At 46.8% G+C, this 13,786-nt stretch carries 10 protein-coding genes and 2 tRNA genes; 5 read left to right on the forward strand and 7 right to left on the reverse strand.

Annotation, left to right across the window (positions count from 1 at the left end; translation table 11 throughout):
* The first annotated feature begins 241 nt into the window (after nucleotides 1-241).
* From mutS to Q1A23_RS09605, 5 genes are all read left to right on the forward strand, one after another.
* Nucleotides 242-2,869, forward strand: coding sequence for a DNA mismatch repair protein MutS (gene mutS, locus Q1A23_RS09585; RefSeq protein ID WP_299822438.1), 2,628 nt, complete (start codon nucleotides 242-244; stop codon nucleotides 2,867-2,869).
* 215 nt (nucleotides 2,870-3,084) lie between these two features.
* A tRNA-Gly gene (locus Q1A23_RS09590) sits at nucleotides 3,085-3,157 on the forward strand.
* An 86-nt stretch (nucleotides 3,158-3,243) separates the two neighbouring features.
* Nucleotides 3,244-3,327, forward strand: a tRNA-Leu gene (locus tag Q1A23_RS09595).
* A gap of 275 nt (nucleotides 3,328-3,602) precedes the next feature.
* Nucleotides 3,603-4,037 (forward strand): hypothetical protein, encoded by a 435-nt coding sequence (locus tag Q1A23_RS09600; protein ID WP_299822439.1) that lies wholly within the window; start codon nucleotides 3,603-3,605, stop codon nucleotides 4,035-4,037.
* Nucleotides 4,038-4,411: 374 nt separating this feature from the next.
* Nucleotides 4,412-5,479, forward strand: a complete 1,068-nt coding sequence (locus Q1A23_RS09605) for an acyltransferase (protein WP_299822441.1) — start codon at nucleotides 4,412-4,414, stop codon at nucleotides 5,477-5,479.
* Nucleotides 5,480-5,482: 3 nt separating this feature from the next.
* Here Q1A23_RS09605 and rodA read toward each other — a convergent pair whose 3' ends face one another.
* The 7 genes from rodA to purN form a co-directional block, all read right to left on the reverse strand.
* Nucleotides 5,483-6,811 carry a rod shape-determining protein RodA gene (gene rodA / locus Q1A23_RS09610; RefSeq protein ID WP_299822443.1) on the reverse strand — a complete coding sequence of 443 codons (1,329 nt, stop codon included), beginning with the start codon at nucleotides 6,809-6,811 and terminating at the stop codon, nucleotides 5,483-5,485.
* Between the two features lie 3 nt (nucleotides 6,812-6,814).
* Nucleotides 6,815-8,644 (reverse strand): penicillin-binding protein 2, encoded by a 1,830-nt coding sequence (gene mrdA / locus Q1A23_RS09615; protein WP_299822445.1) that lies wholly within the window; start codon nucleotides 8,642-8,644, stop codon nucleotides 6,815-6,817.
* The gene (locus Q1A23_RS09620; RefSeq protein WP_299822447.1) at nucleotides 8,645-9,172 is read right to left on the reverse strand and encodes a hypothetical protein; all 528 of its coding nucleotides are present in this window, start codon (nucleotides 9,170-9,172) and stop codon (nucleotides 8,645-8,647) included.
* Nucleotides 9,162-10,028, reverse strand: a complete 867-nt coding sequence (mreC, locus tag Q1A23_RS09625) for a rod shape-determining protein MreC (protein WP_299822449.1) — start codon at nucleotides 10,026-10,028, stop codon at nucleotides 9,162-9,164. The genes Q1A23_RS09620 and mreC overlap by 11 nt, the downstream gene beginning before the upstream one ends.
* A 9-nt stretch (nucleotides 10,029-10,037) precedes the next feature.
* Nucleotides 10,038-11,063 (reverse strand): rod shape-determining protein, encoded by a 1,026-nt coding sequence (locus tag Q1A23_RS09630; RefSeq protein ID WP_299822451.1) that lies wholly within the window; start codon nucleotides 11,061-11,063, stop codon nucleotides 10,038-10,040.
* 471 nt (nucleotides 11,064-11,534) lie between these two features.
* The gene (purH, locus tag Q1A23_RS09635) at nucleotides 11,535-13,058 is read right to left on the reverse strand and encodes a bifunctional phosphoribosylaminoimidazolecarboxamide formyltransferase/IMP cyclohydrolase (RefSeq protein ID WP_299822454.1); all 1,524 of its coding nucleotides are present in this window, start codon (nucleotides 13,056-13,058) and stop codon (nucleotides 11,535-11,537) included.
* A gap of 30 nt (nucleotides 13,059-13,088) precedes the next feature.
* The gene (gene purN, locus Q1A23_RS09640; protein WP_299822456.1) at nucleotides 13,089-13,682 is read right to left on the reverse strand and encodes a phosphoribosylglycinamide formyltransferase; all 594 of its coding nucleotides are present in this window, start codon (nucleotides 13,680-13,682) and stop codon (nucleotides 13,089-13,091) included.
* Nucleotides 13,683-13,786: the final 104 nt, after the last annotated feature.

Genomic DNA, 13,786 nt, shown 5'->3' on the forward strand with positions numbered 1-13,786 from the left:
CAGACAGGGCAGAAATCAAACCTGATTGTTAATTGTTAAATTGGTGGGTGGCTAAATTGTTGATCTGACAAAGTATAAAGTTATTGCTCTTTCGCATTTGCTATCTGGAAGTATACTAGCTGCGGATTTGTTTGGAGGTGGCTTATATGCCAGGCAAAGTATAAATCCCTCTTCGGGAGGGCAGGGGTGGGTAAAACCATTCCAGATTTAAAATTCAGAATTCATCATTACCACATACAGTATGAAAGGAGAAGGCACAGTAACCCCTTTGATGAAGCAGTACAACGCCATCAAAGCAAAGCATCCGGGGGCACTACTGCTATTTAGGGTAGGCGATTTTTACGAAACCTTTGGCGAGGATGCTGTTAAGGCAAGTAAGATCCTGGATATCGTACTGACAAAACGCGGAGCCGGCTCTTCGTCTGAAACAGCTTTGGCCGGATTCCCGCACCACTCTTTAGATACCTACCTGCCCAAGCTGGTGCGTGCCGGTGAGCGGGTAGCCATCTGTGACCAACTAGAGGACCCGAAAACGGTAAAAGGCATTGTAAAGCGTGGCGTAACGGAGCTGGTAACGCCAGGCGTGTCGTTTAACGACCAGGTGCTGGAGCGCCGCAGCAACAACTATCTGGCTGCCGTGCACTTTGGCAAAACTGAAACAGGCGTATCTTTCCTGGATGTTTCTACCGGGGAGTTTATTACAGCGCAGGGTGATAAGAATTATATTGGTAAGTTACTGCAAAGCCTGGCACCATCCGAAGTACTCTTCTGCAAGCGCGAAAAAGAGACTTTTACCGAAAGCTACGGCCCTGACTTCCGGTATTATGCCCTGGATGAATGGGTATTTAAGTATGATTACGCCTATGATAACCTTACCCGCCAGTTTGGTACCGCCTCGCTGAAGGGTTTTGGTATAGAAGGCATGGTTGAGGGCATTATCTCGGCAGGTGCTATACTTCATTACCTCGCCGAAACACAGCACAACGAGATCAGCCACATTGCTACCATCTCTAGGTTGGAGGAGGATAAGTATGTGTGGCTGGATAGGTTTACCGTGCGCAACCTGGAGTTAGTTTTTCCGCAGCACCAGGAGGGAGTGCCGCTGATTCAGGTACTGGACCAGACCGTAACGCCCATGGGAGCCCGCCTACTGAAAAAATGGGTGGTGCTGCCGTTAAAGGATGTGGCCCAGATTCGCCGCCGTTTAGATACCGTAGAGGCGCTTACACAGCACCAGGAGTTGCTACAGGAGCTAACGCAGCACTTAAAGCAGATAAATGACCTGGAGCGCCTGATCTCAAAAGTAGCCGTACGCAGGGTTAATCCACGTGAGTTGGTGCAGCTATCCAAAGCCTTAGATGCCATTGTGCCGATTCAAAAAGCTTTGGCGTTAAGTGATATTCCTGCGCTGCAAAAGCTGGCTGCCCAGCTGGCGCCCTGCGATGGCCTGCGCGAAGAGATAAAAAATGTGCTGAAGCCGGAACCTCCGATGCTCACCAACCAGGGCAACATGATAAACGGTGGCGTGCATGCGGAGCTGGATGAGTTACGTGCTATCGCCTTCTCAGGCAAAGATTACCTGGCGCAGGTGCAGCAGCGCGAGATTAAAAACACCGGCATCAGTTCGCTTAAAATAGCTTATAATAAGGTATTCGGTTATTACCTGGAGGTAAGCAATGCGCATAAAGACAAAGTGCCGGCCTCCTGGATACGAAAGCAGACGCTGGTAAATGCAGAGCGCTACATCACCGAAGAGCTAAAAACCTACGAAGAGAAGATACTGAATGCGGAGGATCGCATCTATAGTATAGAATTTGGCTTATATAACGAGTTAGTGCTGCACGCGCTGGATTATGTGGCACAGGTACAGCAAAACGCCAAAGTTATCGGTGTGATAGACTGCCTGGGTGCCTTTGCAAGTATAGCCTTAACTAGTAACTACGTGAAGCCGGAGGTAAGCGATAGCCATGTGCTGGACATTAAGAAAGGTCGCCACCCGGTTATCGAGAAGCAGCTGCCGCTAGGCGAGGCTTACGTGCCAAACGACATTTTCCTGGACAACGAGGCCCAGCAGGTGATCATTATTACTGGTCCGAACATGGCGGGTAAGAGTGCGCTGCTGCGCCAGACGGCCCTGATCGTGCTGATGGCGCAGATCGGCTGCTTTGTTCCAGCCGAGGCAGCAAGTATAGGTATCATCGATAAGATCTTCACCCGCGTAGGTGCGTCGGATAACCTGTCTAAAGGCGAATCTACATTTATGGTGGAGATGACTGAAACGGCAAGTATACTGAACAACCTCTCGGACCGCAGCCTGGTGCTGATGGATGAGATTGGCCGTGGCACGAGTACCTACGACGGTATCTCGATTGCCTGGGCCATTGTAGAGCACCTGCACAACCACCCGAAGTATAAAGCCAAAACGCTTTTTGCCACGCACTACCACGAGCTTAACCAACTGGCAGAGGATTTCCCGAGAGTAAAGAATTATAACGTATCGGTGCGTGAGGCAGGAGGGAAGATCTTGTTTATGCGCAAACTGGTAGCCGGCGGCAGCGAGCACAGCTTTGGTATACACGTGGCCCAGATGGCTGGTATGCCCAACAGCGTGGTGCTGCGTGCCGATGAAATTATGCACCACCTGGAAAAAGAGAAGGTATCGGAGCACGCACCGAAGCAACGTATGAAAACGGCTCCAAAAAATAACTTTCAGCTAAGTATGTTTGAGCCAAGTAACCCGCAACTTGAAAAGGCCAGGGAACTGATGGAGCAGTTAGATATAAACACAATTACCCCGGTAGAAGCGCTGCTGAAGTTAAATGAACTCAAATTATTAATGCAGGATAAGGCGCAGGAGGCTATTCGCTAGCCTTTCCTGCCTTATTTTTTCTTAAATTAAAGTATAAAATTATATCTGAATCTAGTGCTTTGACAGTTGATGAAAATAAGTGTGAAAATTTTCTTCCTGAGAATCAGAGCACAACGAAAAACACTAGAATTTTTTTTGGCAGACTATTGACATGTGAGATTTTGTCTCTATCTTTGCATCACTAAATCACTACGGCGGTTTAGGAAAAACAAAAAGCGGGAGTAGCTCAGTTGGTAGAGCGCGACCTTGCCAAGGTCGAGGCCGCGGGTTCGAATCCCGTCTCCCGCTCAGCAAAAGAAGAACAGGAGACGTTGTAGAATAACAACGTCTTTGTTTTTTTGCAAAATCCTCTTCAGGTGTCGATCTGAAGTGTTGCCGGGATGGTGGAACTGGTAGACACGCAAGACTTAAAATCTTGTGAGCGCAAGCTCGTGCGGGTTCGATTCCCGCTCCTGGTACTTAACTTACTTTTAGTAAGATGCTTTTAAAAGGCCTGCTTAAACACAGTTTGAGCAGGCCTTTTTTGTTTTGGCATTCACTTAACCTACTAGTCTGCTGAGTTATTAATAAACAAACTGTAGCGTTTAAGGTCATCTTTATTATTTAAAGATTTTGGCCCATTATATTTTATACTATAGAAGTAATATCCAGGCTAATTATATACTGGTCAGATAACGAAGTATATTAGATAACTTTAAGAGAATACTGATTATAACAAAGCAGTTTTATTGCGATGCTGAAAGAGGTTAAGAATGTCTTTGGAAGGACGTTTTACAGAGTAGAGTTTAATAAGCCGCTTAATATTATTGTTGCCGAGTGGTACGGTACTGCATCGCAACAGGATTTAGGGAAAGCGCTTATTGCCGGACTTGAGATGCATGAGCATACACATTGTGCTTACAGGCTAAACGATAACACAAATTTTTCAGGGCCATGGGCTGAATCCGTAGCATGGCTCGAGCAAGTATGGCTCCCGCGTGCTTATGAAGCCGGCATAAGATATCTTGCTCATGTGGCACGCCCTAACTCTTTCGGGGAAACAGCAGGGGAAGTGATGATGATGGGGAAGATAGGCGCTACCATAGAGGTTCGCATATTCCAGGATAAGGCAGGTGCTTTAAACTGGCTCAAAGCTAAACAAGAGACGTCCCAGCGCCCTGCGAAGTAATACCTTAGGGCCAGTTCAATAAGACTTTTTAGTATTACCAGTTTTGCTCGCCTTACAGTTTTTGCAAAGTTTTATAAGCCAGGCCACAAAGCATACTCAAACCGCAGGTTATAATTAGATTGCTTTTTGTGCTTGAAGTATAAAAGGCAATTGCATCTTCAGCTAGTTTTCTCCCAAAACACCTTCTGCGTACACTTCCCGCTATCAGGGAGCAGCCTATACTTTACTAATTATAAGGTTGAAATAGTAACAATTTTATATGTATGAGGTATACTGTTGTAAATTGTAACCGTGACAAATTTATACCCTTTACTGTAGTGTTTTAGTCAGCCTCCTCGTTCACAGACTGCTCTCTATTAGCTACTATGTTCATTATGAGAATTAAAGAACTTGACGCCCTTCGCGGATTAGCCGCATTTGCTGTATTCCTTTTTCACTTCCAGTTGTTCGATTATGGTTATCTGGGAGTTCACCTGTTTTTCATTATTTCGGGTTTTGTTATTTTCCTTAGTGCCAAAAGCGTTAAGAAGCCATCTGATTTTGTAATAGCCCGTTTCTCGAGGTTATATCCCACTTATTGGATTTGCCTGTTTGTTACGTTTGCCGTTCTGTATATCAGCAGAGGCGATGTTACCTTTACGCAGCTACTTTTTAACCTGACTATGTTCCAATCTTTTCTGGGAGTAGAGAACGTAGATGGGGCTTACTGGAGCTTAACGGAAGAACTCGTATTTTACGTGATTGTATTTGGCGCTTTGATGTTTGGCATAATCAATCGGGTAAAGCTGTGGGTAGGGGTAATGCTTTTAATGGCTTTAGGAGGGTTGTTTCTGAACCCGGAACTTGGGGGGATGCAGAAGAACATACAAGCGGTGGTAAAATACTTTAACCTATTTGTGGCCGGTATCATTTTTTACCACATCTACCTGGATCAGAAAGTAAAGATAACACATGTTGCAGGGCTTATACTTTGCCTGGGCATCGCCTTAATGTATGGCTATGGCAGTTACCTGCCTTACTTTAACCATAGTATAGAGATAGCCGTGATTTGCGCTTTTTTCGGCTTGTTTACCTTGTTGGTTTTAGGCAAGCTGGCTTTCCTGCAGAAGTATAAATGGATGCTTTTCTTAGGAGAAATATCTTACCCGTTTTACCTGCTGCACCAGGAAATAGGCCTTGCCTTCAGGAGGCTGTTCACTACCGAGAATCATTTGGTACACATTGCACTTGTGGCGGTTATCTTTATAGGGATTACGCTGTTGGCAACATTTATCAGCCGTAACATAGAACACAGCACCTCGCGGGCTGTCAAGAAAAAGCTGCAGGGCTGGTATAATGGTAAACCAGTAGCAGATAAAGCGCCTGGCGTGGCCCCAGAATCAGCGGCAGTAGTTGTAGATGGCCTTTCTGTGCCTCAGGCCGAAAAAGCCTCAGCACCTTAAAGTTTATTGCCTTGCCAGGTCTTTAGAACGGTTGGCATCTATGGCTATAAGTATAAACAACAAGATTGTAAAGGACCACAATGAGGAGCCTCCATAACTAAAGAATGGCAACGGAATACCTACTACAGGGGCAAGGCCAATAGTCATGCCCACGTTTACCAGAAAGTGGAAGAAGATAATGGATGCCACGCAATAGCCGTAGGTGCGCCCAAAAACAGAGCGCTGCCGTTCTGCAATGCCTACTATCCGGATAAGCAGAAACACAAACAAGCCAATCAGAATGGTGCTCCCTATCCATCCATGCTCTTCGCCAATTGTGCAAAATATAAAGTCCGTGCTTTGCTCGGGCACGAAGTCAAACTTAGTTTGAGTGCCTTCCAGGAAGCCTTTGCCTAAAAAGCCCCCAGAGCCAATTGCAATCTTAGACTGTGTAACGTTCCAGCCATAGCCTAGCGGGTCTGCCTCAGGGTTGATAAGCGCCTTGATACGGTTTTGCTGGTGTGGCTGAAGTATGTTATTTACAAAGTAATCCACACTAAAGATCATACCTATTACCAGCAGCAGCATAGCTGCCATTGTTTTAATGCGGCGCAGCAGGCGATAATCCATCCACACAGCCAAACCCATCAATACTGTTATCCCTAGAATAAGGTATAGCTTAGGCACAAGCAGCGTAAGTATAAAAATAGCCGCCGCTGAGCCGCCAATAATAAGTATAAGCGGGGACATGCCTTCGCGGAAGAAAGCAAGTATAAATGCGCCAAACACCAGCGCTGAGCCTGTTTCGTTTTGTAGGATGATGATAGCTGGAGGTACAAAAGTGATGGCCGCCAAAATCATCTGGTCTTTAAACTTTTGCTGTCGCAGATTAACATTGCTGAGGTACTTGGAAACGGCAAGTGCTGTGGCAAATTTAGCCAGCTCGGCAGGCTGCAGGCGTATTCCAGCTCCTAAGTCAAGCCATGATCTGGATCCCGCAATCGGTTTTGCTACCACAAGCGTTACAAGAAGCAGAAGTATAATGCCCCCGTAAATAGGGTAAGCCAGGTGTTCGTATACTTTGTAGTCAACTACCAGCAACACAATAATCAGCAGAAAAGAAGCGCCAATCCATACAAGTTGCTTACCCGAGTTAATATCGAAGCTGAGGATGTTTACAATGTTGTCTGGGCTGTAAACGGCTGCGTAAATGTTCATCCAGCCCATAGCCACCAGCAGGAAGTACAGCAGGATCGTTACCCAATCCATGTGCTGGGTAAGCAGGCGCGACGTGCGGTGGCTGCTGCGTGTGGCTACTTTATACTTTGGTATTACTTGCTGCTCAACACCCATTGCTTACTTCGATTTAATGTTCAGGTACTCTCTGCTCAATACCCACTTCTCCTGCTCCTTTATCGTAACTGTATCAGTCAGGTACTGCTCAATCATCAGGCCGGCTATCGGCGCTGCAGACTGGCCTCCCCACTTCCCGTGCTCTACATAAACAGCAATCGCAATTTTAGGATTATCCTTTGGCGCAAAAGCCACAAATACTGCATGGTCAGGGCCTTGCGGGTTTTGCGCTGTACCTGTTTTGCCACATACCTCAATTCCTACTTTTGACAAGTTGGCCCTACGCGCTGTACCTGCGCGCACCACTTCAGCCATACCTTCCACTATCGGCTCGTAATGCTTCGCGTTTACAGAGGTATAATGGCGTTCCTGGTACTCTTTTAGCGGTTTACCGTCGTCGCCTACAGAGCGGATGATGTGCGGAGTTACGTAATAGCCCCTGTTAGCCACAATAGACATAAAGTTGGCCATTTGCAGCGGTGTTACCCCCAACTCACCCTGGCCTATACTTAGCGAGTAAATGGTAGAATACTTCCAGCGGTTTTTGCCATACACGCGATCATACATCTCAGGCGATGCAACGATACCTTTCTTCTCGCCTGGTATGTCAATTCCTAACTTCTGCCCAAAACCGAATGTAAGCACCTGCTCACGCCAATCTTTTAAGCCGATTGATGTATCAGTAAATGTGTTTTTAGACTTACCTTGGTTAAGCAGCATTTTGTAGGCCTGAAAGAACCATGGATTGCAGGAGTGCTGCACAGCGCCATACAAATCAAGCGGAGATGGATGCTGGTGGCAGTTTACCAGCGATTTATTGCAGGCAAATCGGGTGCTAGGCGAAATTACACCTTCTTCGAGGGCAATCAATGCCTGCACCAGCTTAAAAATAGAGCCGGGCGGGTTTTGGTCGGCCATGATAGGACGATTGAACATGGTTTTATCCTTGTCCTGCAACAAGGCCATGTAATTTTTGCCGTAGTCCTTGCCTGTAAATAAGTTCGGGTCGTAGAAAGGGGCTGAAACGTATGCTAAAATCTCGCCGGTAGATGGCTCTATGGCCACTATACTTCCCTTGGCTCCATTCATCAGTTTTTCACCGTAGGCCTGCAGGTCCAGGTCTATGGTGCTTACCAGGTTCTGGCCGGCAACAGATAAGGTGTCGTAGGCTCCATCTTTAAAGGGCCCTTTTTCCACGCCGCGCACATTTACCATTTTATACTTCACGCCGCGCTTGCCCATCAGGTAATTCTCATACTCCAGCTCTATGCCGCTCTTGCCAATATAGTCGCCGGGGCGATAGCCTTTGTAGGTGCTGTCTTCCAGTTGTTTTGGGCTGATTTCGGCAATATAGCCAAGTGCGTGCGCTAAACTCTGGTGCGGATAACCCCGTGCTGTACGCGCATTAATATAGAAGCCCGGGAAATCAATTAGGTTATCCTGGATATGGGCAAGATCCTGGGTAGTTAGTTTTTGGTAAAATATAGACGGCTGCACATAAGAGAAACCGCGTGCTTTCTTAAGGCGTTCGCGAACATCCTCTAAAGGCAGCTCCAGAAGGCTGCTTAAGCGTAATGTATCCAGTTGCTTCACCTCCTTAGGCACCACCATTAAGTCGTAAACAGGCGTGTTTTGCACCAGCAACTGGCCGTTACGGTCGTAAATAAGGCCCCGGAAAGGATACTGGATAATAGTTTTGATGGCGTTGGTTTCGGCAGCCTGCTTGTAGCTGCTGTCTACTACCTGGATATAGAAAAGGCGAAGCGCATACACGATGCCCACCAATAAGAAAATGCCCTGAATTACGTATTTTCTGTTTTCTAAGTATTTCATTTAAACTCTACTCGTTCTCTTGGGTGAGAAGAACAGCAACTGCAGTATAAGTATAACTACGCCGGTAAACAAAGCGCTTACAACTATCTTTAAGAGCGTAAACAAGGCATCGTCAAAACTTATTCTTTCCAGAAAAAACACCGCTGCATGGTGCACCAGTATCAGCGTAGAAGTATAAGTCAGGAACCAGCCTTTGCCCATTACATGGATATTTACCGAGTCGCTGATGTCGTAACCATCGCGGGGCGTAAGAAGGTTCAAAAGGTGAGGGCGCAGAAACGCTAACAATACGCTGGCAGCCGCATGTATGCCCATGGTGTCGTAAAACACATCTACCGTAAAGCCTACCAAAAAACCTAGGAAAAGGAGCAGCACTCTGTTTATGTTAATAGGCAGAAAGAGCAGAAAAGCCACGTAAATATAGCAAAAGCCTGTACTGTAAAGCACCAGGTTATCCATCAGCAAAATCTGAAGTGCCACAAACAGTATAAACTGCACTATGTTGTTTATGCCAATGCTACTCTTCATTTGGAAGTATGCCTGCGTTTTGTTCCAATTCTTCTCGCTCTTCTTGCTGCGTATTCTCTACCACGTACACATAAGAAAGCTGCGCAAAATCAACGGATAGTTTAACTCTGATAGTATAAAAGCTCTTGTCGGCTTCTTTGGCAACTGAACTGATGGTACCGATCATGATGCCTTCCGGAAAAACAGTATTGTATCCGCTTGTTACAATAGTATCGCCCTGGGCTGGTTTTACGTGCAGCGGTATGTAATCCAGTAACGCTGTGCGGTAGTCGCCGCCGGTCCACTTAATGGTGCCAAAGGTGTTGTTCTTTTGTATTTTAGCCGATATCAGCATTTGGGAGTGCAGCAGCGACGTAGCCGTTGCATACTTTCTGGATACAGTTTTGATACGGCCCACAACGCCATTACTCGCGATAACACCCATTCCAGGCTGAACGCCATCATCTGTGCCGATAGCAAGTGTAAGCGTATTGTTTGTGCGCCGTACAGAGTTGTTTATTACGCGGCCGGCATGCAAAATATAAGGGTGCTGCTGTAGTGTATCTGTAACAGCAACAAAGGTGGTATCTAATGTTCTGGTGCTGTCTATCAAAGCTGCTCTGCGGTATTGCAGTACTTGCTGGCGCAGCAAAGCATTCTCCCGGGCCAACGTACTGTTCACGTTCGTTAGCCTGAAATAATCGGTTATGCCGCTCTGGAATTCAAGTACCTCCCCAACATACTTGTTTGCTGAGTTAAAAAATGCCGCGCCCTGATACGTGTTATAGCGCACGATCATGAAAATGCACAGCACCTCCAGCAATACAAATATCAGGAATGCACGGAACCGGTATATAAAAGCAAAAAGATTCCGCATTTAGCCCTCTTAGGTTAGCAGGACGTTCTTGAAACCCTCGATGTTCTTGATGGCTGCACCTGTGCCGCGTACAACAGCTCTAAGCGGATCTTCGGCAATGTGTATCGGAAGCTTAGTTTTGGCAGCCAGGCGCTTGTCAAAGCCACGCAGCATGGCTCCGCCACCTGTCAGGTGAATACCGTTGTCATAAATATCGGCAGAAAGCTCTGGTGGCGCTATCTCTAGTGCTTTCAGAACGGCCTCTTCTATTTTAGATACAGACTTATCAAGCGCAATGGCGATTTCCTGGTAAGTAACTTTAATTACTTTCGGGATACCGGTCATCAGGTCGCGGCCACGGATCTCGTAGTCAGCAGGAGGGTTCTCGATTTCTGTAAGCGCTGCACCTACCTCAATTTTGATCTTCTCGGCAGAGCGCTCACCGATCAGCAGGTTGTGCTGGCGGCGCATGTAGTCCAGTATGTCTTTTGTGAAAACGTCGCCGGCAATGCGGATAGACTGATCGCAAACGATACCAGAAAGCGCGATAACGGCAATCTCTGTAGTACCACCCCCGATGTCCACGATCATAGAACCGATTGGCTGCTCTACGTCAATACCGATACCGATGGCAGCTGCCATTGGCTCCTGTATCATCCATACTTCCTTTGCGCCGGCATGCTGCGCGGAGTCGCGTACGGCACGTTTCTCAACCTCAGTAATGCCAGAAGGAATACAGATTACCATGCGGTGCGAAGGCTGAAATAAACGTCGGCCCGTATCGATCATTTTGATCATACCACGAATCATCTCTTCAGCAGCATGGAAGTCGGCAATTACACCGTCTTTCAGCGGGCGAATGGTTTTGATATTTTCATGGGTCTTTTCGTGCATTTGCATGGCGTTGCGGCCGATGGCAAGCACTCTGCCCGTGGTACGGTCTACTGCAATAATCGAGGGTTCGTCTACTACAATTTTATCGTTATGGATGATCAGAGTATTGGCTGTACCCAAATCGATCGCTATATCACTTGTTAAAAAATTGAAAAGTCCCATTCTATATATGTGCGGGCGTGCGGTAGCCCTTGTTATATTTCAAATATACTATAATTGTTGGGTATAATCCCGCCGCAAAATTAGTGAATTTCAACAGAATTAATAATGTACTGCTATGGTAGATACGGCTTTTTATCATTTTGACTTTATAAAAAGCTTCTGTTACTGTTATTCAGGCTTATAACGGCAGCTTTTACTTAAAATTGAGTCCTAAAAAAGAATTCTGGAAAGCAAATTAAAATCTGTTTTATACTTTAAAAGCAGGTGCTCTTGCCGTTTTGGCGGTGTCTTGATAAAATTAAAGGGGATATTGGCGGATGCCAAGTATAAACTGTAGCCCTGTTGATGCCGGTCGGGAGGGCTGGAAGAGTTCAAATTTTTATACTTGCCAAGTATAAAAGCGGCGGCAGTACAAAAAAGGTCTGGCTATACTTTAGCCAGACCTTTTTTGCAATGGATAAGTATGAGCTGTTAATGCTTAAAGTGGCGCACCCCTGTCATCACCATAGCCATGCCATGTGCATCGCAGTAGTCAATAGAGTCCTGGTCTTTGATAGAGCCACCTGGCTGCACTACTGCTTTTATACCTGCTTTGTCGGCAATCTCCACACAATCCGGAAACGGGAAAAACGCATCAGAGGCCATCACAGTTTTGCTCAGGTCAAACCCGAAGCTGGTAGCTTTCTCGATGGCCTGGCGCAGGGCATCTACACGGGAAGTTTGCCCTACACCGCTGGAGAACATCATTTTATCTGTAGCCAGCACAATGGTATTGGACTTGGTGTGTTTGCAAACTTTGGCCGCGAATACAAGCGCTTTTTTCTCTTCGGCAGATGGCTCGCGCTTAGTGGCAGTCTTAAAGTCTGCTTCCGTTTCGGTGGCCAGGTCTTTATCCTGCTCAATTACACCGTTGAGTAAAATTTTAAACAGTTTGTTCGGTAGCTCTACCTGGTTCTGCTTCAGCAAAATGCGGTTTTTCTTTGTCTTAAGCAGCGCTAGTGCATCGGCATCAAAAGCGGGAGCGATCAATACTTCAAAGAAAAGCTTGTTCAACTCTTCTGCCGCAGCCATATCTATACTTCTGTTGGCGATGATCACACCGCCAAAGGCAGATACAGGGTCAGAGGACAAAGCATTGAGGTAAGCTTCCTTTATGCTTTCGCCGGTAGCGCAACCGCAGGCATTGGTATGCTTAAGTATGGCTACAACCGGTTCTTCAAACTCAGCGGCGAGGGCAACAGCAGCGTCCACGTCTACCAGGTTGTTATAAGATAGCTGCTTGCCATTTAGTTGCTCAAAAAGCTCGTCCAGCTTACCATAGAAGGTGCCTTTTTGGTGTGGGTTTTCGCCGTAGCGTAGTGGGGTAGCCTCACGTATACTTTGCTTAAAAGGTTGCTCCTCGTTACCGGCGTTCAGGTAGTTGAAAATGTGGGTATCGTAGTGTGATGACACATCAAATGCCTTGGCTGCAAAACGCTTACGGTCTTCCAGGTCAGTAGCGCCGTTCTTCTCCTGCAGCAACGCCACCACATCATCATACTGCTCACGCGACGACACGATCAAGACATCTTTAAAATTCTTGGCTGCCGCACGGATAAGTGAAATGCCACCGATGTCGATCTTCTCGATAATATCTGCTTCAGATGCACCCGATGCTACCGTTTCCTCGAAAGGGTATAGATCCACTATAACCAGGTCAATTGGCGGAATCTCAAATTTCTCACGCTCTGAAATATCGCTGTCGTTATCGCGGCGGTGCAGGATGCCGCCAAACACTTTCGGATGAAGCGTTTTCACGCGGCCTCCGAAGATAGACGGATAATCGGTTAGGTCTTCTACGGCTACTACTGCAGCACCTTGCTCTTCCAGGAATGCCTGCGTTCCGCCTGTAGAGTATATCGTTACGTTGTGCTTTTTCAGGAGCTCTACTAATGGCTCCAGGCGGTCTTTGTAGTAAACCGAAATAAGCGCTGATTTAATTTGGACTGGTTGCATAGTTTGCGGGTATGGGTTGTTGGTTGATTTCTATAGTTCGTCTTTGTCGAGTAGTAGCTGCTCTACAACTAACGGCAGGTGCTTGTGTTCCAGCTGGAGTACACGTGCCGCCAATTCCTCAGGGGTATCCTCAGGGTGCACCGGGCAATACTCCTGAAGTATAAACTCACCTTTGTCGTACTCTTCGTTAACATAGTGTATGCTTATGCCCGACTGTGCCTCACCGGCTTGCACCACGGCTGTATGCACGTTTAGGCCATGCATGCCTTTGCCGCCATATTTTGGCAGCAGGGCAGGGTGTATGTTGATGATCTTGTTCGGGAAGGCGTGCAGCAGGTTCTCCGGCACCAGCCACAGAAAGCCAGCCAGTACAATCAGGTCGGGGTTAAAGCGCTTTACCTGCTCCAGCACTTTATCAGAGTTGTAAAACGCATCTCTGGAAAACAAAAGAGCCGGGACGTGGTAGGTCTCGGCTCGTGTAAGGGCATAGGCTTTCGGGTTGTTTGAGAACAGGGCGGCCACACGTATTTGTGGGTGGTGCTCAAAGTGCTCGAGCAGGCGCTGCGCATTGCTCCCCGATCCCGAAGCGAAAATGACTATATTCTTCTTATCTGGTCGTTCCAAAAGTATAAGCTTGCTGTGAAGCTGCAAATATAGCCAGTTTGGTTTTAGTTGCCAGTAAGTGCAAGTATAAATGTGTGGGAGAGGAGTTGATAACGGTGTAGTGC

The organism is uncultured Pontibacter sp. (genome assembly GCF_947492645.1).
Lineage (GTDB): Bacteria > Bacteroidota > Bacteroidia > Cytophagales > Hymenobacteraceae > Pontibacter.